Below are 22,175 nucleotides of genomic sequence, written 5' to 3' on the forward strand. Positions count from 1 at the left end.
AAGATGTCGCCACCCATCCACACCCAGGAGCCTAGCCCCATGAACTTCGCCTACACCCTCGTCTATGTCGCCGACGTCGCCGCCTCGCTGGACTTCTACGAGCGTGCCTTCGGCCTGCAGCGCCGCTTCCTGCACGAGTCCGGCGCCTATGGCGAACTCGAGACCGGCGCCACCGCGCTGGCCTTTGTCGACCACGCGACCGCGCGCGACAGCGTCGGCGGCGACTATGTCGCGGCCGACGCCAGCCCGCGCCCGCTGGGCATGGAGATCGGCTTCACCACCGGCGATGTGGCAGCGGCCTACGAGCGCGCCCTGGCCGCCGGCGCCACCGGCCTGGCCGCGCCGACGGTCAAGCCCTGGGGCCAGACCGTCGCCTATGTGCGCTGCCCGGACGGCTCGCTGGTGGAGCTGTGCACGCCGATGGGCTGATGGCCCCTCAAGCCTTGCGGCGGCGCACCGACACGCCGACGGCCACCAGGCCCAGGGCCATCAGGCCGTAGGTGGCCGGCTCGGGCACCGGCGCGGCGGTCAGCACAAAGGACAGGTTGTCGGCATAGCCGTCGTTGTCACCGCCGCCCAAGCGCTCCATCGTCAGCCAGAACTGCAAGGTGGCGGTCTGGGTCGGCAGCAGGCCGCTGGCCTCGCGGTAGAACAGGCCGGTCTTGTTGCCGCGATCGGCCGGGCTCAGCGGGCCGATCTCGGTGCTGCCCAGCATCTGGCCGGACAGGTCCAGGAAGGACACGAAGAGCTTGGCGTTGTCGCCCTGGGCCTGCCAGCCGCCCAGCCAGCCGCTGAGCTTGAAGCTGTCGCCGGCACCGGAGAGCTGCTCCAGGTCCAGCGACTGCCAGGCCACCGCGCGCGCGCCCAGGCCGGGGAACATCTTGGCGCCGCGATCCAGCGGACCCGGCTCGCTGGGCTTGACCCAGTTGTTGCCATAGCTGACCGACTGGACGAAGTCGTAGTCATCGAAGCCGTTCCAGCCACTGGTGCCCTGTTCGGCACCACCGTTGAAGATCAGGTTCTGGTCGTAGACGGCGGCTTGGCTGAGGCCGGCGACGAGGCCCAGCAGGGTGCTTGCGATAAGGTTTTTGATTTTCATGATGGGAAGCGTAGGAGTGAGGGAATGGGGATTCAGGGGCGGTACTGGTCGAGCAGGGCCGGGCCGCCCAGGGCCGGGTCGCTGATCGAGGCCTCGCCGGTCTCGATATGGCCGGCCAGGCGGCGGCTGAAGCCGGCCAGCTCGCGCACCTTGACCGAGAGGTCGTACCAGTGGCGGCTCTCGGCCAGCGGCAGGCGCAGCTCCAGCGAGGCGCCGGCGGCCACCTTGTGCAGCTGCACCGGCTCGTCGCTGTACTTCAGCGCGCGCAGCTCGAAGCTGGCCGCCACCGGGCCGCGGTTGTGCAGGCGCAGCAGCAGCTCGCCGTAGACACGGTCGCTGCGGGCCTCGATCTCGGGCCGGGGCTTGTTGGCCACGGCGGTCAGCGAGCCGGTGAAATGGCGATGGAAGCCATTCGGGCCCAGCACCCAGAGGTCGTAGCTGCCGGTGGCCGGCGTCCAGCGGCCCTCCAGCTGCTTGCCGGCCTCCACCGTGTAGCGACGCGGCAGCGCGCCCAGCGCCAGGCGGTCGTAGACATGAAAGACCGCGCCGGCCTCGCCCTCGTTCTCGAAGCGCAGCAGCAGGCTGGCGCCGTCCTGGCGGGCCTGGACCTGCAGCTCGTAAGGCAGGGCCCGGGCCGGGCGCACGCCCTCTTCCTGCAGCGGCGCCACCAGGCTGGACGGGGTCGCCGGGGTCTTGGTCTGGGCTAGCGCGCGGGCGCGCTCGCGCAGCGCGGCGGTAGCGGGCAGCCGGTGGATGAAGGGCTGGTCCTCCGGATTGCGGAAGTCAAAGCAGCTCTGCAGATCGCCACTGACGGCCCGGCGCCAGGGGCTGATCAAGGGCTCCTGCACGCCGAAGCGCGCCTCGATGAAGCGGATCACCGAGCTGTGGTCGGCCACCTGGGAGTTGACCCAGCCGCCCTTGCTCCAGGGCGAGATCACATACATCGGCACGCGCGGGCCCAGGCCGTAGGGGCGGTGGTGATAGAGCGCGTTCGAGCCGTTCAGGTGATGGTGGTACTCGCCCACGGTGTCCACCGTCGAGGCGCCGGCCAGGCGGGCGCGGCTGGCGTCGGCGTCATAGAGCTCGTAGGACGGCACGGCCGGCGGCGGCATATGGTCGAAGAAGCCGTCGTTCTCGTCGAAGTTGATCAGGAACACGGTCTTGCTCCAGACCTCCGGATTGGCCGTCAGCGCGTCCAGCACGCGGGCCGTGTAGTCGGCGCCCGAGGCCGGGCTGGAGGGGCCGGGATGCTCCGAGCCCTCGGCGGTGGCGACGATCCAGCTGACCTGGGGCAGCTTGTCGGCCAGCACGTCGGCCTTGAGCTTGTCGAGGTCGCGGGTGCTGACGCCGCGCTCGCGCAGCACCTGCGAGTAGCCGGGGCGCTGGTACCAGGCGTTGCGGAAGGGCCGGAAGCCTGCCAGCGGGTTGTCGGTGAAGTTGTCCGCCATGTTCTGGTAGACCTGCCAGCTGATGCCCGCATCCTGCAGGCGCTCGACATAGGTGACCCAGGTGTAGTCGGTGGCGGGGTTGGTGTTGAAGCTGTCGCGGCTGTTGTCGGTCGACGGGCCGCCGGCCACGGCCAGCGGGTCGTTATGGCCGGTCCACAGGAACAGGCGGTTGGTGTTGGTACCGGTCTGGGTGGCGCAGTGGTAGTGGTCGCACAGCGTGAAGGCCTCGGCCAGCGCAAACTGGAAGGGCAGGTCCGCGCGGGCATAGTGGCCCATCGAATGGTTCTGCTTGGCCTTGGGCCAGTTGTTCATGCGGCCCAGATCCCAGGCGGCCTGCGAATCGGGCCAGCTGTGCGGCGTGCCGGCCACGCGCATCACCGAGAAATCCTGCTCGGTGTTCAGATGGAAGGGCGCGATCGCGGTGCGGCCACCGCCCCACTCCGGGCGGCCCGGCACCGGCGCGCCACTGCCGATGGGCTGGACGAACACGCTCTTGCGCGTGAACGTGCCCGGGCGGTCCAGCACCGGCACCGGGAAAGGGTCGCTGAAACCGCGCACGCCGGCCAGCGTGCCGAAGTAGTGGTCGAAGCTGCGGTTCTCCTGGGTCAGGATCACGATGTGCTCAACATCGTTGAGTGTGCCGCTGCGGTGGTTGGCTGGGATGGCCAGCGCGCGCTGGATGGCGGGCGGGAAACTGGCCAGGGCGGCCGAGGCACCGGCGCCGGCGGCGAGGCTGCGCAGAAAGCTGCGGCGATCTTGCTGGGACTTCATGATGGGAAGGCTCCTGTGGGACGGCGGTCCCGTTCTGGTTGTCGAACGGGACGCAATCTAGGAGCTATTTATGAAGCTCAACAAAATCCCAATAGGCCGAACGGACCCGTTCGGCCGGCCGCTGTGCGGCTAGTGGCCGGGCTCTGCGGTCGGCGCCTGCTCGGCCACCACGCGCGCATAGCGCTGGAAGCTCCAGTAGGCCCAGGCCCAGTCCATCAGCACGACCAGGCGGTTGCGGAAGCCGATCAGGAAGTAGATATGGACAAACAGCCAGAACAGCCAGGCGAAGTAGCCGCTGAACTGGAAGCGCCCGACATCGGCCACCGCCGCCTTGCGGCCTATCGTGGCCAGCGCGCCGTAGTCCTGATAGCGAAAAGGTGGCAAGGGGGCCAGGTCTTGCCGGCCGGCGATGGCCGCCATGATCTGGCGGGCAGCATGGCGGCCCATCTGCTTGGCGCCCGGGCTGACGCCGGGCACCGGCTTGGTGCTGCCGTCCTTCTCATGGCTTTGCGCGGCGGCCAGGTCGCCGACGACAAAGATATCGCGGTGGCCGGGGATGTTGAGCGCGCCGTCGACGATGACGCGGCCGGCGCGGTCCAGCGGCACGTCCAGGGTCTTGCCCAGCGGCGAGGCCGCCACGCCGGCGGCCCAGACCACGGTGCGTGCCGCGATGCGCCGCCGCTCGCCGCCCTGCTCGACCTCGATGCCGGCCGCGTCGATGCCGACCACGCGGGCGCCGGTCTGCACCTGCACGCCCAGGCCCTCCAGCTGGGCCTGGGCCTTGGCCGAGAGTTCGGGCCTGAAGGCCTGCAGCACCCGCTCAGAGCCCTCGACCAGCAACACCTGGGCGCTGGCCGGGTCGATGCGGCGGAACTCGTTCTTCAGCGTGTGGCGGGCGATCTCGGCCAGGGTGCCGGCCATCTCGACCCCGGTCGGGCCGGCGCCGATCACGATGAAGTTCAGCCAGGGCCGGCGCTGCGCCTCGTCCTGCAAGGTCTCGGCCTGCTCGAAGGCCAGCAGCACCTTGGCGCGCAGCTTGAAGGCATCGGCCAGGGTCTTCAGCCCTGGTGCGTGTGCGGCCCACTCATCGCGGCCGAAATAGCTGTGGGTGGCGCCGCTGGCGACGATCAGATGGTCATAGGGCAGGCGCTGGCCATCGGCCAAGTCCACCAGGCGCGCCGCCTTGTCAACACCTGACACCTCGGCCATCAGCACGGTGACATTGCGCTGGCGCCGCAGCATATGGCGGATCGGTGCGGCAATCGAGGGCGCCGACAGACCGGCGGTGGCCACCTGGTAGAGCAGGGGCTGGAACAGATGGTGGTTGCTGCGATCGATCAGCGTGATATCGACCGGCGCATGGGCCAGCGTGCGCGCGGCCTCCAGGCCGCCGAAGCCACAACCGATGATCAGAACCCGAGGCCTTTGCATTCATGCTCCCGCAGTGTTTCGGGGCATTGTGGATCAGGCGCCGAGCAGCTTCTCCATATAGACGCTGAAGGGGTCGGCACGGTAGCCGCCGAAAGGGCCGCAGCGCCGATAGCCCATGCGCTCATAGAGCCGTATCGCCGGACGCTGGCGCACGCCGGTCTCCAGCCGCAGCAAGGGCCGGCCCGCGCACACGGCCTCCACCTCCAGCGCCGCGATCAGCGCGCCGCCCAGGCCTTGGCCGCGCGCCTCGGGGCGCACCATCATGCGCTTGAGCTCGGCGCAGTCCTCGCGCAGCACGATGGCCCCGCAGCCCTGCACCCGTGCCTGTGCATCGCGCACCACCAGAAAGCGCACCTCGGGCGCCAGCAAGGCCTCGATATCAAGCAGATGGTTGCTGGCGGCCGGGTAGAGCTGGCTCTGGAAGGTGTCCAGCGCATGGATCAGCGCCAGCACCTCGGGCTGATCGGGGCGCTCGCGCGCCAGGCTGGGTTCGAGAGCAAGGGCAGAACTGTTCACGGTGTACGGCTCGGGTGAACACGGGGAGGACAACATGGGCACGATGCCGGCAGCGGCCGGTGGTCAAAAAAGCGGTTGGGATGGGCTGCTGTACGCAAGCGGCGTGCCAGCGCGCCGAATTCCAGGTCCGCTTCCGGCCAGCCAGGCCGGCACGGCGGGTCTAGGCTGCAGACCTTCTCAACCCTTGGACCGCCGCACCATGACGACCCACTACCGCATCACCGGCCTGTCGCCCGAGCCCTTCCGCCCGCTGTTCGGCCTGAGCGACGCCGAACTCGCCGAGCGCCATATCGTGCGCCGCCGCGCCGAGGCCGGCCAGACCCTGCCCGACCGCATCGAGCTGCGCCCGGCCCGGCCCGGCGAAAGCTGCCTGCTGCTGAACCATGTGCATCTGGACATCGACAGCCCCTACCGTGCCAGCCACGCGATCTTTGTGCGGGAGGGCGCCGAGGCCGCCTTCGAGGCGGTGGACAAGCTGCCAGAGATGCTGCGCTACAGCCTGCTGTCGCTGCGCGCTTTCGACGCGCAGGGGCTGATCGTCGATGCCGGCGTCGTCGAGGGCCGCATGGCCGAGAGCCTGATCGGCCACCTGCTGGCTCAGCCCCGCACGGCCTTCATCCATGCCCACTACGCCGGCCATGGCTGCTATGTGGCGCGCATCGAGCGGGCCTGATCGTCAGGCGCTGTGAAAACGCTGGACGATGCCCGTCCAGCGGCCCTGCTCCAGCCGGTGTTCGCTGAAGTGGCCGCGGGCCGCGATCACGCGGCGCCAGAAGGCCTGGGCGGGCCGATTGGCCGGCATCTGCCCGACCTCCCAGTCCCCCGGCAGCGCCTCGAAGACATGGGCGGCCAGCGCCGCGCCGACCCCGGCGCGGCGGTACTTCTTCAGCACGAAGAACTGGTCCATCCACCAGCCCTCGGGCCCGATCTTGACGCGCCGGTCCACCGTTGCAAAGCCGGCGTAGCGGCCAGCCACCGTCGCGATGAAGGCATGGCAGGTGGGCGAGCGCCAGAAGCTCTCCAGGTCGTAGCCGTATTCGCCGTTGGCATCGAGGTCCTGGTCCCAGATATCGGACAGCTCGTACTGGTAGAGCTCCAGCATGCGGTCCAGCGCCGGGCGGTCACGCGTCTCGCAGCGGCGCAGCGCGAGCGCGGCCATCAGATATAGGGCCGCTCGCGCAGCCATTTGGTGGCGATGTACTTGACGCCGGCCAGCACCGGCACGCCGGCGTGCAGCGTGACCGGGTCCTCGACGCCGCGCGCATCGACATCGGCAAAGTACAGCGCCGCGCCGCGCGAGGGCCGCACCTCTAAGCCCAGCTGCGGAAAGCGGGTGCCACCGCCGGCCTCGACCTCGCCCAGGTAGAGGATGCAGGTGCCGACCCGCTGGCCGCCCTGCTGCAGATGACGCTGGCTGCCGGCATGGGTCGGGTTGAAGAAATCATGGTGGGCGCGGTACTCGCCGCCCGGCCCGTAGCGCAGCACCTGCAGGCCCTCGCCGTGATCCACCGGCCAGCGCAGCAGCGCGGCCAGCCGCGCCTCGATGGTGGCGACCAGCGGCGTCTCGCCGCGCTGGAACCAGGCCCCGGCGCTGGTGCGGTGCTCGTGCGCCCGCGCCTCGCCGAGCTGCTCGTCGACCACGGTGGAGCGCGCCAGCCGGGTCTCGGCCAGCGCAATCATCGCCGCGCACTCGGCCTCGCTGAGCAGGTTCTCGAACAGCGCGATCTGCGGCGCATCCAGCACCGCCGCAACACGCACGCTGTGGCCGGCGCAATCGATGCGGTTGGCCTGCAGCTCGGGCGCGGGCCGCTTGCGCAAGGCCTGACCCTGCGCCGCCGGCAGCGCCGGCGTGCCGGCGATGAGCTCGTCCAGCGCCCGCTCGGCCACGGCCTGGGCAAAACCGCCCTGCACCAGCAGCGGCAGCATGGTGTCGCGACTGCAGCCGCGTGCGACGTTCTCGCGCAGCCAGGCTTGCCAGTCAGGGGTCAGCTGTTGAATCGACATGGGCGGATGTTACTGACAGCACGGCGTCAGCAGTATGAAGCGAGCATCGGAAGCCGCCACAATGGAGGGATGCGCCGTGCCGACCGCCTGTTCCAGATCGTCCAGCTCATTCGTGGGCGCCGCCTCTCCACCGCCGAGTTCCTGGCCCAGCGCCTGGAGGTGTCGGTGCGCACCGTCTACCGCGATGTGGCCGCGCTGCAGCAGCAAGGCGTGCCGATCGAGGGCGAGGCCGGGGTCGGCTACCGGATGCGGGCCGGCTTCGACCTGCCGCCGCTGATGTTCACCAAGGACGAGGCCCAGGCCCTGGTGGCCGTGGTGCGGCTGGCGCGGCCGGCGCTGGACGCCGGCCTGATCGCGCCGGCCGAAAGCGCGCTGTCCAAGATCCTGGCCGTGCTGTCGCCGGCGGCGCGGGCGGCGGCCGAGAGCCTGGCGGTCTATGCACCGCTGAGCGGCATGGACGAAGGCCTGAGCCAGCGCCTGATGCGACTGCGTGAAGCCACCGAGAGCCGGCACAAGCTGCGTCTGCAGTATCTGGACCTCGGCGGCGCCAGTACCGAGCGGGTGGTGCGTCCGCTGGCCTGCTTCTTCTGGGGGCCGGTCTGGACCGTCGCGGCCTGGTGCGAAAAGCGCAGCGACTTCCGCAGCTTCCGGGTCGACCGGATACAAGACCTGACCCTGCTGGACGAACGCTTCCGCGACGAACCGGGCAAGACCCTGGCCGACCTGGAGCGGGCGCAGGCCGGGAGCTGAGCGCAGCCCGGCGGGGTGGTCGAGTCCGTCACCGCTGCTTCGTCAGGCTGTCATCAAGGCTGCGCACACTGCAGGCCCACCGCGCGAGTCTGTTTGAGCACATGCATGCAAGTTGACGCAAGGCCCATGGTTGACGCCTGGACCGAATGGATAGCCACCAATCTGCTGCGCGGCTGCAGCGTCGACTCGATGCTGCAGGGCATGGTGGATGCGGGCCTGCCCGCCGATCCGGCGCTGGCCGCCATTGAGCGGGTCGCCCAGGACCCGATCTTCGCGGTGGCCGCGCGCGGCCAGCGCCAGCATCGCAAGCTGCTGTCGGTGGTCGGCAATATGCAGTCGGTCTGGGCCTCGGACCCCGGCTATGCGGAGATCCCGCGGGTCGGCCGGATGGACACGGCCGACTTCCTCGCCCGCCATGTGCACGCCTTCCGGCCCGCCCTGCTAACCGAGCCTGCGCGCGACTGGCCGGCGCTGCAGAACTGGCGCTGGGAGCGGCTCGCCGCCCGCTTCGGCGAGCACATGATCGAGGTCCAGGACGGCCGCAACGACGACCCTCGCTTCGAGGAGAACAGCGTGGCGCACAAGCGCCCGATGCGCTTCGGCGAGTTTCTTGCCTATGTCGAACAGACAGCCTGGGACAACAACGCCTACATCACGGCCAACAACGGCTTGCTGCGCCAGGCCGCTTTTACCGGGCTGCTGGACGATGTCGGCGAACTCCCGCCCTTGGCGGACCGGGCCCGGCTCGCCGCCGCCGCCCATCTCTGGATAGGGCCGGCCGGCACCAAGACACCGCTGCACCACGACACCTGCATGCTGTTCCACACCCAGATCATCGGCAGCAAGCGCTGGCGTCTGGTGTCGCCGCTGGAATGGGCGCGCATGTACAACCACAGCCATGTGTTCAGCCCGGTCGACCTGGACGCGCCGGACCACGGCCGCTATCCGGATGTCGCCGCCGCGCGCGTGCTGGATGTGGTGGTGCGCCCCGGTGAAACCCTGTTCCTGCCACTGGGCTGGTGGCACCAGGTCAGCGCGCTGGAACCCAGCGTCTCGATCAGCTATACGGGGCTGACGATACCGAATAGCTTCGAGTATGCCGATCCGGCTTGCGCATGACGCAGGCCGTCTGTCCTCCATGCCTGATCCGGATTTCCTGATCGAGGACCGCGCGCCGGGCCGGCCCCTGGTCATCAGCTTCGGGTTTGCGCAATGGGAGCGCCCTCCCGCCTTCGACTATCAAGGTCGGCTCAAGAAGGTCGAATGGATTCTTGGCGACAGCTTCCAGAAGATCCATCTGCGCGACACGCGGCTCGCCTGGTACCTGAAGGGGATCCAGGGGCTCGGGCCGGATCTGCCGAGCACGCTGGACAGTCTGCGGGGGCTGATCGATGAGCTCCGCCCCGCACGCACCGTCATGCTCGGTCAGTCGATGGGTGGGTATGGCGCCATCCTCTATGGCCAGGCCCTGGGCGTCGAGCGCGTTGTCGCCTTTGGCCCTCTGTCGACCATGGATCTGGCCTCGGCACTGCGCCTCGGCGACCGCCGCTGGATGTCGGTCATGCAAGCCTTGCAAGACCAGGGCATCCCCGGCGCCTCGACCGATCTGCTCGGTCTGTTGGCGGACAGGGGCGCGGGGCATCCGAAGCTGCGACTTCACTACGGCTGCCTGCCCGATGCGCCGGAACATGGCCCCGAGAACCTCGACCTGTTTCACGCGCGCCGGTTCCAGGCACTCGCAGGCACCTCCGTTCGGCTACATCCCGGAGCGGCACATGCGGTGAGCGAGCATCTGAGGGCCCGGTGCGAACTCGATACCGTCTTGCTGGAGGAGCTGTTCGATGTTGCGGCCGATCTCGTGCATTCGCGCCGGCAGCCGCAGCTGACCGACGACTGGATCCAATGGATCGCCGAGAACCGCATCAGGAACGCGGACATGGCCGGCATGATCCAGGCAATGGCGGCCAACGGCATCGCTGGCATCACGGCACGCTCGGCGATTGCCACCGTGCTCCGCGATCCCATATACCGATGGGCGGCCCGGACCTTCTCCAGCATCGACGTCTCCCGAGCCTAGCCTGCGGTCCCGGGCCGAGCGACGCTCAGCCGCCGCATCAGGTAGGCTCCCGCCATGCTCAAACCCCTGCTGATCGCCGCCGCACTGCTGACCTGCAGCGCCGCCCATGCCGCCGACGCTCCGCTGCCCACGGTGGCCAGCGTCGACCTCGCGCGCTACGCCGGCGCCTGGTACGAGATCGCGCTGCTGCCCAATCGCTTCCAGCGCCAATGCGTGGCCGACACCCAGGCCCGATACCGTCCCGACGGCGAGCGCGTCGAGGTGATCAACCGCTGCCGCACGGCCAGCGGCGAGATCGAGGACGTCAAGGGCCATGCCAAGGTGGTAGACGGCAGTGGCAATGCCAGGCTGCGCGTCACCTTCTTCTGGCCGTTCTACGGCGACTACTGGGTGCTGGATCTGGACGAGAACTATCGCCAGGTGCTGGTCGGCACACCCAACCGCCAATACGCCTGGGTGCTGTCGCGCGAGCCGCAGATGGACGAGGCTCAGTTGCAGCGCCTGCTCGACAAGGCGGCCTCGCTGGGCTTTGACAAGAGCGCCTTCCAGCGCACGCCGCAGACCCGGCCGCTGGAGCGCTGAGCTCAGTCTCTTACTTTCGCTGCTCAGGCCTGTTGGGTGCGCGCGAAACCCAGGCGCAGCCGCCCGGCCGGCGCCTCGATCCAGCGATAGAAAGGCAGCGCGGCCAGATTGCTCAAAGCCCAGGCGGCCGCCATCGCGGCGACGCCGGCCCAGGGGTGCTCGGGGTCTTTGTGCTCGAACAGCGCATTGACCAGCAGGCAGATCGGGAAGTGCACCAGGAACAGCGCATAGGAATGCGTGCCCAGATGGGCGAGCACCGCCGCCGCCCGGCCGCGCAGCAGCCGCAGGCCGCGCTGGTGGCGCTGCTGCAGCCAGGCCAGCAGCAGCGCGGTGGCCAGCGCCAGCGCCAGGCGCTCGCGGAACTCGTAGACCAGGGCCCCGCCGGCCAGCGCGGTCATCAGAGCGAGACCCAGCCTGCGATGGCGGCTCAAGCCCAGCCAGTGCACCAGCGCGCCCAGACCATAGGCACCGAAGAAATACGGTGCCCAGATGTCCTGGCCGGCATCCAGATTGAAGACCCACAGCGAGGCCGCGCTCAGCAGCAAGACCAGGGCCGGGCCCAGCCAGCGCGCTGCCGCGCTGCCGCGCGCCAGCCACAGCAGGGCCAGCAGCAGCGCGAACAGCTGCAGATCGATGGCCACATACCAGGCCCCCACCGTCAGCGCCTCGTGGCCCAGCACATCGTGCAAAAGCAGCGCATGGGCCAGCAGCTGCAGTGCGCTGACCGCGGCCGGCACCAGCTCGGGCAGCAGCGGCGCGACCAGGGCCGAGCAGGCCAGCGTCAGCAGCACGGCCGCCATAAACGGCAGCGCCAGGCGCAGGTAGCGGCGCCACAGCAGGCTCAGCGGCGCACCTTCCAAGGGTCGGCCGGCCGGAGCCAGGCCGCGCGCCGTCAGAAAGCCGCCGACCACCAGAAACACCTGCACCGCCATGCGACCGTAGTCATACAGCCAGGCGATCAGGGCCGGCCACAGCGCCTGAACGGTCTCGGCGACCGGGCCGTAGGCGGCCAGGTGATGCAGCACGATCAGCTGCGCGGCCACTGCCTTCAAGGCATCGAGATGCAGCAGGCGGGAGGAAACGGCGGAAATGGGGACACTCATAAAAAACGCCCGCCCCGGTATCGGGCGGGCGCTGACTTGTTCTTGGGGGGCTCAGTCGCGGGGCGCGGGCGGCGCGCAAGCCCCGGATTGTAAGGCGGGGCCCAGCAACAGGCCTTCGTGGATGGCCACGCGCTCCAGCGCCGTCTCGAAGCTGGCCCGCGCCTGGCCCGCGACCTGCTGCAGATAGGCGTGCAGCTCGGCATCGGCCGGACTGCGCTGGCGGCAGTCGGCGCTGTAGGCCTCGAACTGCGTCAGCCGGATCAGGATCTCGGCCAGATGCTGCGGGCATTCGCAGGCAATCGTCGAGGACAAGCCCGCCACATCGCCGAGCACCGCATCGTCGAAGCGCCGTGGCGGCGGCGTGTCGCTCGGCTGGTCCAGCGGCAGATCCAGTGTCAGAACGGGCAGGCGCAAGGGCTCGGCCACGGTGCTGGCATGGGTGCGGGCCACGGCCTGCAGCTCGTCCATGTCCAGCGCGGCGAGCGCCCCGATGGCATGACCCAGCGTGGTCAGCTGCTTCAGCAGGGCTAGGCGCCGCACATCGGCAGCGCTGTAGAGCCGGTGGCCGGCCGCGCTGGTGGCCGCAGCGCTGACCCGGTAGCGCCGCTCCCAGATGCGCAGCGTCGCCACCGGCATGCGCAGCATGCGGGCCACGGCCGCACTGCGGTAGTGGCGCTGCGCGGCGGCTCCTGCATCGAACTCGGACATGAACACCCCAGTGACTCGGTATTGAATCGGATTATCAGAGACGCGGCGCCGCCCATTGCGCAGGGCACGACTCGGTGTCGGCGATCTGCCTATGCTCGCCCCATGAATACCGCCCCGCCCTCAACGCTGACCGTCTACTTCGACGGCGCCTGCCCGGTCTGCAGCCGCGAAATCGCGCTGTACCAGCGCGAGCGGGGTGCGGAGCAGCTGTGCTGGGTCGATGTCGCGCATTGCCCGCCGGCCCAACTGGGCCTGGGGCTCAGCCGCGAGGCGGCGCTGGCCCGTCTGCATGTACGCGATGCCCAGGGCCGGCTTGTCAGCGGGGCGCGCGGCTTTCTGGCGCTGTGGCGGGTGCTGCCGCGCTGGGCCTGGCTGGCCCGGCTGCTGGACCGGGGCCCGCTGCCCGCGCTGCTGGAAGGTCTGTACCGCGCCTTCTTGCTGGCCCGCCGGCTGTGGAGGCGTCAACCCTGAGCCCCTGCCCGCGTTGAACTCACAGATGCACCGAGCCCGCCGGCCCTCGGTCCACATCTTCCACCCCCAAGGCCTGTGTCCATCGCGAACGAGGAGACAAGACCATGTCCAAAACCCAATCCGTCCCGCAGCAACGCCGTGTTTTCCTGATCGGCCTGGCTGGCGGCGGCCTGATGCTGGGCGCCGGGGTGCATCTGCAGGCACGCGCCCAGGCCAAGCTGGTGGACGAGAAGGACGCCCAGGCGGCCGCACTCGGCTATGTGGCCGACGCCACCAAGACCGACACGAAGAAGTACCCGAAGTACGCTGCCGGCCAGAATTGCGCCAACTGCGCGCTCTATCAGGGCAAGGCCACTGATGCCGCCGGCGGCTGCCCGCTATTCGCCGGCAAGCAGGTGGCCGGCAAGGGCTGGTGCAGCGCCTGGGCCAAGAAGGGCTGAGCGACCGATGCAGAGACAGGGCGGGGCCAGCGCTGCTTTCAAGGGCAACAAGCAATACCTGCCCAGCAAGCCCTGCCAGGCCTGCGGCCGGACGATGAGCTGGCGCAAGCGCTGGGCCAGGGTCTGGGACGAGCTGCGTTACTGCTCCGACGCCTGCCGCAGCGCCAGGACGGTCCGACATGGCTGAGGGCCTGCGCAATCTGGTGCTGGTGCTGGGCGACCAACTTGACCTGGAAGCCGCCGCCTTCGATGACTTCGATCCGGCCCGGGACGCGGTCTGGATGGCCGAGGTGGCCGAGGAGTCCACCCATGTCTGGTCGGGCAAACCGCGCATCGCGCTGTTCCTGGCCGCGATGCGGCATTTCGCCGCCGCGCTGCGGGCAGCCGGCCGGCCGCTGCACTACCGGCGGCTCGACGATGCGGGCAATCTCGGCACGCTGGCGGCTGAGCTGGGCGCCAGCATTGCCGAGTTGCGCCCGCAGCGCCTGCTGCTGACCGCGCCAGGGGATTGGCGGGTGCTGCAGGCGCTGAAGGCGGTGGCCAGCGAGGCCGGGCTGCCGCTGGCGCTGCGCGAGGACCGGCATTTCTACGCGACGGTGCGCGAGTTCGCGGCCCACGCCAAGGGCCGCAAGCAGCTGCGACTGGAGTACTACTACCGCGAGCTGCGCAGCCGGCACGGCGTGCTGATGCAGGCCGATGGCCAGCCGGCGGGCGGGCAGTGGAATTTCGATGCCGAGAACCGCGAGGCCTTCGGCGCCAACGGCCCCGGCCTGCGAGCGCCGCGCGCGGAGTTCGCGCCCGACGCGATCACCCGCGAGGTCATCGCGCTGGTCAACAGCCGCTTTGCCGATCATCCGGGCTCGCTGGCGCAGTTCGCCTGGCCGGTGACGCGCGCCGACGCGCTGCGGGCGCTGCAGGACTTCATCAGCGAGCGTCTGCCGCTGTTCGGCCGCTACCAAGACGCGCTCTGGCCCGACGAGCCCTGGCTCTACCACTCGCAGCTGGCCGCCGCGCTGAACCTGAAGCTGCTGAACCCGCGCGAGGTGGTCGCTGCGGCCGAGGCGGCCTGGCGGGACGGCCAGGCGCCGCTGGCCAGCGTCGAGGGCTTCATCCGCCAGATCCTCGGCTGGCGCGAGTACGTGCGCGGCATCTACTGGACCCAGATGCCCGGCTATCTGGAGCGCAATGCGCTGGACGCCCGCCAGCCCCTGCCCGCCTGCTACTGGACCGGCAACACCGAGATGGCCTTGCCTGCGCGACGCGCTGAAGCAGACCCTGGAACACGGCTATGCCCACCACATCCAACGCCTGATGGTCACCGGTCTCTATGCACTGCTGCTGGGCGTGGACCCGAAGCAGCTGCATGCCTGGTATCTGAGCGTCTACGTCGATGCGGTCGAATGGGTGGAGCTGCCCAACACCCTGGGCATGAGCCAGTTCGCCGATGACGGCCTGATGGCCAGCAAGCCCTATATCGCCAGCGGCAAATACCTGCAGCGCATGGGCCCCTACTGCCGCGGCTGCCGCTACGACCCGGCCGAGCGCGTGGGCGAGCGCGCCTGCCCTTACACCAGCCTGTACTGGGACTTTCTGCTGCGCCACGAGGGCTGGCTGGCGGAGCAGCCGCGCATGCAGATGCAGCTCAGGAATCTGGCGCGGCTGGACGATGCGCAGCGGCAGGCCATCCGCGCGCACGCCGAGGCCTTGCGAGCCGCTGCAGCATGAGCAAGCCCGGCTTCCCGCCCACGCTGGCCGCCGCCCGGGCACGGCTGGCCGCGATCGACCCGCACGAGTACGCGCGCAGCCGCAATGCGCTGGACGGTGCGGTGACGCGGCTCTCGCCCTATCTGAGCCATGGCCTGTTGGACCTGCCTGCGGTGATGGCCGCACTGTCCGAACGGCACGGGCCGCTGGGCCCGCAGCACAAACTGGTCTACGAGTTCGGCTGGCGCGAGTACTTCCACCACGTCTGGCAGCGCCGTGGCGACGCGATCTTCCGCTCCCTGCATGCCGGTCCGCTGCCCGACCGTGCCTATGCCCGCGAGCTGCCGGCCGACATCCGCGAGGCGCGCAGCGGCGTGCCGGTGATCGACCGGGCGGTGCGCATGCTCTATGCCGAAGGCTATCTGCACAACCATCTGCGCCTTTGGCTGGCCAGCTACATCGTCCATCTGCGCAAGATCCACTGGCGCAGCGGTGCCGACTGGATGTATGGCCATCTGCTGGACGGTGATCTGGCCAGCAACCACCTGAGCTGGCAGTGGGTGGCCGGCACCGGCAGTCACAAGCCCTATCTCTTCAATGCCGGCAATGTCGCCCGCCACGCGCCGCCGGACTGGCACAGTCCGGGCACGGTGATCGACACCAGCTACGAGGCCCTCGACGTGATCGCTCGCGGCGCCGAGCCGGTCGGCGCCGAAGCGCTGCAAGCGCCAGGCATCGACGCGCCGGCCTTGCACGAGCGGCCGCCCGCCGCCTGGAGCGTGCCCGATGCCCAGGCGGTGGCGGGGCGCGATATCTGGCTGGTCCACGCCTGGGCCTTCGCCGACCCGCCATCCGATCTGCCGGACGGCATCGTCAGCGTGGCCGTCTTCGAGGCCGGCCATCTGCATGCGCGCTGGCCCTGGAGCGCGGCACGCTGGACCTTTGTCGGCCAGCGCATGAGCGAGCTGGCCGCGCTGCTGGTGGGGTGATGCGGCCACGCTGGCGACGGCGCTGGCGGGCGCCCGCTCGGTGCAGATGGTGGCCAACCCGCATCTCTCGCCCGCCCTGCACGGCCTGGCCCGCTGCCGGCCGAGGCCGCAGCTGTTCGCGCCGGTGGCGCGGCACTGCGATTCGTTCTCGCAGTGGTGGAAGCGGGCCAGCGCGGCGCTCTGACCCTCAACGCCCGCTCTTGAAGATCCGCCCCAGCCAGCCCAGGTACCAGTCCAGAAAGCGCTGGAAGGCGCTCTTGGGCGGAGCCGGTGGCTCGGCCGGCGCCACCCCATAGCGCTCGGCCAGCGCCGCGTTGAAAGCGGCGAAGAAGTCGCCGGCCATCTTCTGCGCGGCCATATCGACCAGGCGCGAACCGATCTGCGCGATCTTGCCGCCGACGCTGGCCACCACCGTGTAGTGCAGCAGGGTCTGGGCCGGGCCCAGCGTCTCCAGCCGCACCTGGGCTGTGCCCTTGCCATGCCCGGCCGCGCCGCCCGAGCCCTCGAAGGCAAGCTGGTAGCTGGTCGGCGGCTGCAGGTCGGAGAGCTTCAACTTGCCCTTGAATTTCGCCTTGACGGGGCCGATCGCGACAGACAGCAGGACCTCGTATTCGTTCTCTCCAGTGGGCGTCAGCGCTTCGCAGCCGGTGATGGCGGCCTTCAGCATCTCGGTGTCGTTGAGCGCGGCCCAGGCCTGGGCCTGGGCGACGGGGAGTGTTTCTTGTCCGGTCAGTTGCATAGCGTGTTCACCAGGTCTTCAAGACTGGCGAGATTGTGGGCGGGAAGATGGGCACTGACCTCGGGGAGCAATGCCTTGATGCCGGCGGCCTTCGGTTCGAAACCCTCGAAGCGCAGCAGCGGATTCAACCAGATCAGGCGGCGGCAGGACAGGCGCAGGCGGCGCGCCTCGAAGGCCAAGGCCTCCGCACTGTCACCCTGCTCCAGGCCGTCGGTGATCAGGAGCACCGTCGTGTCGCTGCTCAGCACGCGGCGGGCCCAATCATGGTTGAACTGGTGCAGGCAGGCGCTGATGCGAGTGCCACCCGACCAGTCGGCTACCGTGCGTGCGACGGCGGCCACCGCGATATCGGGATCGCGCTGCTGCATCAATCGCGTGATCGGGGTCAGTCGCGTGCCGAAGACAAAGCTCGTCACCCTGGGCGCATGACGGCGCTCGGCCGGATTCGCCAGCCCGTGGGCCAGGTGCAAGAGCATGCGCGAGTAGCGGCTCATCGAGCCGGAGATGTCGGCCAGGATCAGCAGCGGCGCGACCTTGACGCGCGGCCGGCGCCAGCGCGGCGGCGCCAGCTCCTCGCGGGTCTGCGCGCGCAGCGTGGCACGCCAGTCAAAGCGGCCCTGGGCCGAAGGCCGGAAGCGGCGCGTGGGCCGCGTCTCGACGAAGGGCCTCAGCCGCACCAGCAGGCGCTTGGCGGCGGCCCACTCCTCGGCCGTCATCGTCTCGAAATCGCGCTGGCGCAAGAGCTCCTGCTCACTCCAGCTCAACCGCGCATCGATCTCGATCTCTTCCTCGGGTTCTCGCGGCGGCTTCTTGCCCTGCTGCCCTTGCGGAAACAGCGCATCGGCCAGGCGCCGGTTCTCCGGCGGTGGCGGGGTGCCGGGTTTTGCCTGGGTGCGCGGCAGCATCATCGCCATCACCCGGCCCAGCAGATCGGGGTCGCGCCAGAACAGATAGAAAGCCTGCTCGAACAGCGGCCGGTGCGCCGCGCGATCGATCAGGCAGGCAGCCAGCGTGGCCTTGAAATCGGCACGCGATTCGAGCCCAGCCACCTGCAGCGCCTGCAGGCACAGCTGCACCCGGTCCGTGCCCACGGCCATGCCGGACTGGCGCAGCACGCGGGCGAAGTGCATCACATTGGCCGCCAGGTGTGCCGGCAGATCGGGCGACTCAGCCATGGTGCGTGGCCACCCTCACCTGCTCCAGCAGCCGCGCCGCCTCCGAGCCCTGCACCTTGGCGATGTCGTCCTGGTATTTCAAGAGCACGCCCAGCGTGTTGCTGACCGTCTCCGGGTCCAGCACCAGCGCATTGAGTTCCAGCAGCGCGCGCGACCATTCGATGGTCTCGGCCACACCGGGCAGTTTGTACAGGTCCAGCGTGCGCAGGCCCCGGATGAAGGCGACGATCTGGCGCGACAGCGCCTCGCCGGCACCGGGCACCTTGAGCCGCAGGATCTGCAGCTCGCGCTGCGCATCGGGGAAATCGACCCAGTGGTAGAGGCAGCGCCGCTTGACCGCATCATGGATCTCGCGGGTGCGGTTGCTGGTCAGCACCACGATGGGCGGCTCGGCGGCCTTGATCACACCCAGCTCGGGAATGCTGAGCTGGAAGTCGCTCAGCACCTCCAGCAGAAAGGCCTCGAAGGGCTCGTCCGCACGATCGAGCTCGTCGATCAGCAGCACCCCCGGCTGTTCCAGGGCCTGCAGCAGCGGCCGCGCGATCAGGAAGCGGCGCGCGAACAACTCATCGCCGCTCAGGCCGCCGCTCTTGATCTCCAGCATCTGCCGCGCATGGTTCCACTCATAGGCCGCGCTGGCCAGATCCAGGCCCTCGTAGCACTGCAGCCGTATCAGCGGCCGCCCCAGCATCGCGGCCAGGGCCTTGGCGATCTCGGTCTTGCCGGTGCCCGGTTCGCCCTCCAGGAACAGCGGGCGCTGCAGGCGCAGGGCCAGGAAGACGGCGGTGGCCAGTTCGCGCTGGGCGACATAGCCTTGCGTCAGCAGAGCTTGAACGGTTGTATCGATGGAGCTTGGCGTCATGGGTGGTCTTGCAAACATGGGGCGGGCTGCGGGCCTGGGGTACGCGGCTTGGCTCCTGTCCCCCGCCCTCGCTTCGCTCGGTCTCCTCCTTGACCTCGCCAAGCCGCGCACCCCAGACCCTTGCTGAGTGGCGCTGGGTTTTGCGCTCAGGCGCCGGCCACGGCCCTTCCTGCAAGCACCGGGATCAGCGCGGCCCGGTAGGCCGCCGAGCCATGCAGATCGTTGTTCAGGCCCTCCTCGCTGATGCTGACCGTCATCGTCGCCGCCTGGCTCCAGCTGGCGCTCAGCGCCTGCTCCAGCGCCGTGGCGCGGAACACGCAAGACCCGGCACCGGTCACGGCCACACGCACGCCGCCGGCCGTCTTCGCGACGAACACGCCGACGATGGAGAAGCGCGAGGCCGGTTGCTTGAACTTCTGCCAGCCGGCCTTCTCCGGGACGGGGAAGCTCACCGAGCTGATGATCTCGCCCTCGGCCAGCGCGGTCTCGTACAGGCCCTTGAAGAAATCATCGGCCGCAATCGAGCGCCGGTCGGTATGGATGGTGGCGTTCAAGGCCAGCACCGCCGCCGGATAGCAGGCGGCCGGGTCGTTATTGGCCAGGCTGCCGCCGATCGTGCCGCGGTTGCGCACCTGGCGGTCGCCGATGCGGCCGGCCAGATCGGCCAGCGCCGGTATCGCGCCGGCCAGCTCCCTGGACGCAGCGACCACCGCGTGCGTGCTCATCGCACCGATCGTGACCTTGCCGGCCTCGACCTTGATGCCCTTCAGATCGGCCAGGCCGGACAGATCGATCAAGGCCTCGGGCGCGGCCAGGCCCTGCTTGATCGCAGCGAGCAGCGACTGCCCGCCGGCCAGGATCTTGGCCTCGCTATTGGCCCGCACGGCCTGGGCCGCGTCGGCGACGCTGGTGGCTTGTTGGTAGGCAAATGTCATGCTGTGCTCCCCGGTTCAACGGTTGGCCTGGATGGCTTGCCAGACGGTGTGCGGCGTCGCCGGCATCGGCAGATCCTTGATGCCCAGCGCATCGCAGATCGCATTGATCACCGCTGGCGGCGAGCCGATGGCCCCGGCCTCGCCGCAGCCCTTGACGCCCAGCGGGTTGTGCGTGCAAGGCGTGCCCTTGGACGTGCGGATATTGAAGCTGGGCAGGTCGTCGGCGCGCGGCATCGCATAGTCCATATAGCTGCCGGTCAAGAGCTGGCCGCTCTCCTTGTCATAGATGCCATGCTCCAGCAGCGCCTGGCCTATGCCCTGCGCGATGCCGCCCTGCACCTGGCCCTCGACAATCATCGGGTTGACGATATTGCCGAAGTCATCGACCGCGCTGAAACGGTCCACCCGCACGACGCCGGTGGCCGGATCGACCTCGACCTCGCAGACATAGGACCCGGCCGGATAGGTGAAATTGGTCGGGTCGTAGAAGGCGTTCTCATTCAGGCCGGGCTCCAGCTTGTCGAGCGGGTAGTTGTGCGGCACATAGGCGGTCAGCGAGACGGAGGCGAAGGGCACGCTCTTGTCGGTGCCGGCCACCTTGAAGACACCGTTCTCGAACTCGATGTCGGTGTCGGCCGCTTCCAGCAGATGGGCGGCGATCTTCTTGCCCTTGGCAATCACCTTGTCGACCGCCTTGATGATGGCCGTGCCGCCGACCGAGAGGGACCGGCTGCCGTAGGTGCCCATGCCGAACAGCACCTTGGCGGTGTCGCCGTGCTCGATGCTCACATCATCGATCGGAATCCCGAGCCGGTCCGCGACCACCTGGGCAAACGTCGTCTCATGGCCCTGGCCATGCGAATGGCTGCCGGTGAAGATGGTCACCTTGCCGGTCGGGTGCACCCGCACCTCGCCGGCCTCGAACAGGCCGGCCCGTGCGCCCAGAGCGCCGGCGATGTTCGAGGGCGCCAGGCCGCAGGCCGCGATATAGGTCGAGTAGCCGATGCCGCGCTTCAGGCCCTTGGCCTCGGACACCGCCTTGCGCGCGGCGAAGCCGGCCACATCGGCCAGCTCGACGACTTCCTTGAGCGTCGCGTCGTAGTCGCCGGTGTCGTAGGTCAGGCCCACCGGCGTCGCGTAGGGGAAGCTGTGGATGAAGTTGCGGCGGCGGATCTCGGCCGGGTTCAGGCCCAGTTCCTTGGCCGCCGTCTCGACCAGACGCTCGACCACATAGGTGGCCTCGGGCCGGCCGGCGCCGCGGTAGGCATCGACCGGCGCGGTATTGCTGAACACGCCGGTGACCTCGGCATAGATCTTGGGCGTCGTGTACTGGCCGGCCAGGAGCGTGGCGTAGAGGATGGTCGGCACACTGGACGCGAAGGTCGACAGATAGGCACCCAGGTTCGCGGTCGTGTGGACCCGCATCGCCAGGAACTTGCCGCCAGCGTCCAGCGCCAGCTCGGCCACGGTCGCATGGTCGCGGCCATGGGCGTCGCTCAGAAAGGCCTCGGAGCGGTCCGCCGTCCACTTGATCGGCCGGCCAACCTGCTTGCTGGCCCAGGTCAGCGCGGTCTCCTCGGTGTAGAGGAAGATCTTGGAGCCGAAGCCGCCGCCGACATCGGGCGCGACCACGCGCAGCTTGTGCTCCGGAATGCCCAGCACGAAGGCGCACATCAGCAGGCGCGCGACATGGGGGTTCTGGCTGGTCGTGTAGAGCGTGTAGCTGTCGTCGCTGGCGTTATAGGCGGCGTTGGCCGCGCGCGGCTCGATGGCATTGGGGATCAGCCGGTTGTTGCGGAACTCCAGCCGCGTCACATGGGCGGCGCCGACAAAGGCCGCATCGGCGCCGGCCTTGTCGCCGCAGCCCCAGGTGTAGCAGACGTTGTCGGGCGCTTCCTCATGCACCTGGCCCGCATGGCCCTTGGCGGCGGCGGTGTCGACCGCCGGTACCAGCTCTTCGTAATCGATCGCTATCAGCTGGGCGGCGGCCTTGGCCTCGGCATAGCTCTCGGCCACCACCAGGGCCACCGGATCGCCGACATAGCGGACCTTGCCGTCGGCCAGGATCGGGTGCTTGGGCTCCTTCATCGGGCTGCCGTCCAGGCTGTTGATCAGCCAGCCGCAGGGCAGGCCGCCGATCGCGCGGAAGTGCTCGCCGGTGTAGATGCCCAGCACGCCCTCGGCCGCCGCCGCGCTGGCCGTGTCCACGCTCTTGATGCGCGCATGGGCATAGGGCGAGCGCAGGAAGTAAGCGTAAGTCTGGCGCGGCAGCACGATGTCATCGGTGTACTGCCCCCGCCCGGTCAGAAAGCGCGCGTCCTCGCGGCGCTTGACGCTCTGGCCGATGAAACCTTCTTTGGGTGCATTCATG

At 69.3% G+C, this 22,175-nt stretch carries 23 protein-coding genes and 1 pseudogene; 11 read left to right on the plus strand and 13 right to left on the minus strand.

Annotated elements, in window-relative coordinates; genetic code table 11:
* Positions 1-39 precede the first annotated feature (39 nt).
* The gene (locus PO768_RS05270) at positions 40-429 is read left to right on the plus strand and encodes a VOC family protein (RefSeq protein ID WP_272645203.1); all 390 of its coding nucleotides are present in this window, start codon (positions 40-42) and stop codon (positions 427-429) included.
* A gap of 7 nt (positions 430-436) precedes the next feature.
* On the opposite strand, the gene PO768_RS05275 is transcribed toward PO768_RS05270, so the two are convergent.
* From PO768_RS05275 to PO768_RS05290, 4 genes are all read right to left on the minus strand, one after another.
* Complete coding sequence (locus PO768_RS05275; RefSeq protein WP_272645204.1) at positions 437-1,099, minus strand: PEP-CTERM sorting domain-containing protein; 663 nt, start codon at positions 1,097-1,099, stop codon at positions 437-439.
* A gap of 32 nt (positions 1,100-1,131) precedes the next feature.
* The gene (locus PO768_RS05280) at positions 1,132-3,318 is read right to left on the minus strand and encodes a phosphocholine-specific phospholipase C (RefSeq protein ID WP_272645205.1); all 2,187 of its coding nucleotides are present in this window, start codon (positions 3,316-3,318) and stop codon (positions 1,132-1,134) included.
* Positions 3,319-3,447: 129 nt separating this feature from the next.
* Entirely contained in the window at positions 3,448-4,749 is a 1,302-nt protein-coding gene (locus tag PO768_RS05285) for an NAD(P)/FAD-dependent oxidoreductase (RefSeq protein ID WP_272645206.1), read from the minus strand.
* 33 nt (positions 4,750-4,782) lie between these two features.
* Positions 4,783-5,265 carry a GNAT family N-acetyltransferase gene (locus PO768_RS05290; protein ID WP_262971897.1) on the minus strand — a complete coding sequence of 161 codons (483 nt, stop codon included), beginning with the start codon at positions 5,263-5,265 and terminating at the stop codon, positions 4,783-4,785.
* Between the two features lie 199 nt (positions 5,266-5,464).
* On the opposite strand from PO768_RS05290, the gene PO768_RS05295 reads away from it, so the two are divergent.
* Positions 5,465-5,938, plus strand: coding sequence for a DUF1203 domain-containing protein (locus PO768_RS05295; RefSeq protein WP_272645207.1), 474 nt, complete (start codon positions 5,465-5,467; stop codon positions 5,936-5,938).
* 3 nt (positions 5,939-5,941) lie between these two features.
* On the opposite strand, the gene PO768_RS05300 is transcribed toward PO768_RS05295, so the two are convergent.
* Both PO768_RS05300 and PO768_RS05305 read right to left on the minus strand, forming a co-directional pair.
* Positions 5,942-6,424 carry a GNAT family N-acetyltransferase gene (locus PO768_RS05300; protein ID WP_272645208.1) on the minus strand — a complete coding sequence of 161 codons (483 nt, stop codon included), beginning with the start codon at positions 6,422-6,424 and terminating at the stop codon, positions 5,942-5,944.
* Positions 6,424-7,269 (minus strand): 2OG-Fe(II) oxygenase, encoded by an 846-nt coding sequence (locus tag PO768_RS05305; RefSeq protein WP_272645209.1) that lies wholly within the window; start codon positions 7,267-7,269, stop codon positions 6,424-6,426. The genes PO768_RS05300 and PO768_RS05305 overlap by 1 nt, the downstream gene beginning before the upstream one ends.
* 69 nt (positions 7,270-7,338) lie before the next feature.
* Between PO768_RS05305 and PO768_RS05310 the strand changes: the two genes are divergently transcribed.
* The 4 genes from PO768_RS05310 to PO768_RS05325 all read left to right on the plus strand — a co-directional run bounded on the left by PO768_RS05310 (position 7,339) and on the right by PO768_RS05325 (position 10,678).
* Complete coding sequence (locus PO768_RS05310; RefSeq protein ID WP_262971901.1) at positions 7,339-8,019, plus strand: helix-turn-helix transcriptional regulator; 681 nt, start codon at positions 7,339-7,341, stop codon at positions 8,017-8,019.
* 126 nt (positions 8,020-8,145) lie between these two features.
* Positions 8,146-9,138 (plus strand): cupin-like domain-containing protein, encoded by a 993-nt coding sequence (locus tag PO768_RS05315; RefSeq protein WP_272645210.1) that lies wholly within the window; start codon positions 8,146-8,148, stop codon positions 9,136-9,138.
* On the plus strand, positions 9,116-10,096 hold the full coding sequence (locus tag PO768_RS05320) for a hypothetical protein (protein ID WP_137943862.1): 981 nt from the start codon (positions 9,116-9,118) through the stop codon (positions 10,094-10,096). Before PO768_RS05315 ends, PO768_RS05320 begins: the two co-directional genes overlap by 23 nt.
* A 54-nt stretch (positions 10,097-10,150) precedes the next feature.
* Positions 10,151-10,678, plus strand: coding sequence for a lipocalin family protein (locus PO768_RS05325; RefSeq protein ID WP_269839891.1), 528 nt, complete (start codon positions 10,151-10,153; stop codon positions 10,676-10,678).
* Between the two features lie 23 nt (positions 10,679-10,701).
* Here the strand turns inward: PO768_RS05325 and PO768_RS05330 are convergent, their stop codons facing one another.
* Positions 10,702-11,781, minus strand: coding sequence for an acyltransferase family protein (locus PO768_RS05330; protein ID WP_272645211.1), 1,080 nt, complete (start codon positions 11,779-11,781; stop codon positions 10,702-10,704).
* Between the two features lie 51 nt (positions 11,782-11,832).
* Complete coding sequence (locus PO768_RS05335; protein WP_272645212.1) at positions 11,833-12,489, minus strand: MerR family transcriptional regulator; 657 nt, start codon at positions 12,487-12,489, stop codon at positions 11,833-11,835.
* 102 nt (positions 12,490-12,591) lie between these two features.
* On the opposite strand from PO768_RS05335, the gene PO768_RS05340 reads away from it, so the two are divergent.
* From PO768_RS05340 to PO768_RS05360, 5 genes and pseudogenes are all read left to right on the plus strand, one after another.
* The gene (locus tag PO768_RS05340) at positions 12,592-12,960 is read left to right on the plus strand and encodes a thiol-disulfide oxidoreductase DCC family protein (protein ID WP_137943858.1); all 369 of its coding nucleotides are present in this window, start codon (positions 12,592-12,594) and stop codon (positions 12,958-12,960) included.
* A gap of 104 nt (positions 12,961-13,064) precedes the next feature.
* Positions 13,065-13,400 (plus strand): high-potential iron-sulfur protein, encoded by a 336-nt coding sequence (locus tag PO768_RS05345; protein ID WP_442953177.1) that lies wholly within the window; start codon positions 13,065-13,067, stop codon positions 13,398-13,400.
* 7 nt (positions 13,401-13,407) lie between these two features.
* Positions 13,408-13,587 carry a DUF2256 domain-containing protein gene (locus PO768_RS05350; protein WP_272645213.1) on the plus strand — a complete coding sequence of 60 codons (180 nt, stop codon included), beginning with the start codon at positions 13,408-13,410 and terminating at the stop codon, positions 13,585-13,587.
* A pseudogene (locus tag PO768_RS05355) lies at positions 13,580-15,125 on the plus strand (cryptochrome/photolyase family protein). Before PO768_RS05350 ends, PO768_RS05355 begins: the two are co-directional and overlap by 8 nt.
* Positions 15,122-16,093, plus strand: coding sequence for an FAD-binding domain-containing protein (locus tag PO768_RS05360; protein ID WP_336297746.1), 972 nt, complete (start codon positions 15,122-15,124; stop codon positions 16,091-16,093). The pseudogene PO768_RS05355 and the gene PO768_RS05360 overlap by 4 nt, the downstream one beginning before the upstream one ends.
* A gap of 187 nt (positions 16,094-16,280) precedes the next feature.
* Here the strand turns inward: PO768_RS05360 and PO768_RS05365 are convergent, their stop codons facing one another.
* From PO768_RS05365 to PO768_RS05385, 5 genes are all read right to left on the minus strand, one after another.
* On the minus strand, positions 16,281-16,832 hold the full coding sequence (locus PO768_RS05365) for a CoxG family protein (protein WP_272645214.1): 552 nt from the start codon (positions 16,830-16,832) through the stop codon (positions 16,281-16,283).
* Complete coding sequence (locus PO768_RS05370; protein ID WP_272645215.1) at positions 16,823-18,007, minus strand: vWA domain-containing protein; 1,185 nt, start codon at positions 18,005-18,007, stop codon at positions 16,823-16,825. The genes PO768_RS05365 and PO768_RS05370 overlap by 10 nt, the downstream gene beginning before the upstream one ends.
* Positions 18,000-18,869, minus strand: a complete 870-nt coding sequence (locus PO768_RS05375) for an AAA family ATPase (protein ID WP_272645216.1) — start codon at positions 18,867-18,869, stop codon at positions 18,000-18,002. The genes PO768_RS05370 and PO768_RS05375 overlap by 8 nt, the downstream gene beginning before the upstream one ends.
* Before the next feature lie 146 nt (positions 18,870-19,015).
* Positions 19,016-19,804, minus strand: a complete 789-nt coding sequence (locus tag PO768_RS05380; RefSeq protein WP_272645217.1) for an FAD binding domain-containing protein — start codon at positions 19,802-19,804, stop codon at positions 19,016-19,018.
* Between the two features lie 15 nt (positions 19,805-19,819).
* Complete coding sequence (locus PO768_RS05385) at positions 19,820-22,174, minus strand: xanthine dehydrogenase family protein molybdopterin-binding subunit (protein ID WP_272645218.1); 2,355 nt, start codon at positions 22,172-22,174, stop codon at positions 19,820-19,822.
* Position 22,175: the final 1 nt, after the last annotated feature.

This window comes from Paucibacter sp. XJ19-41, from assembly GCF_028462495.1.
Taxonomy (GTDB): domain Bacteria; phylum Pseudomonadota; class Gammaproteobacteria; order Burkholderiales; family Burkholderiaceae_C; genus Roseateles_E.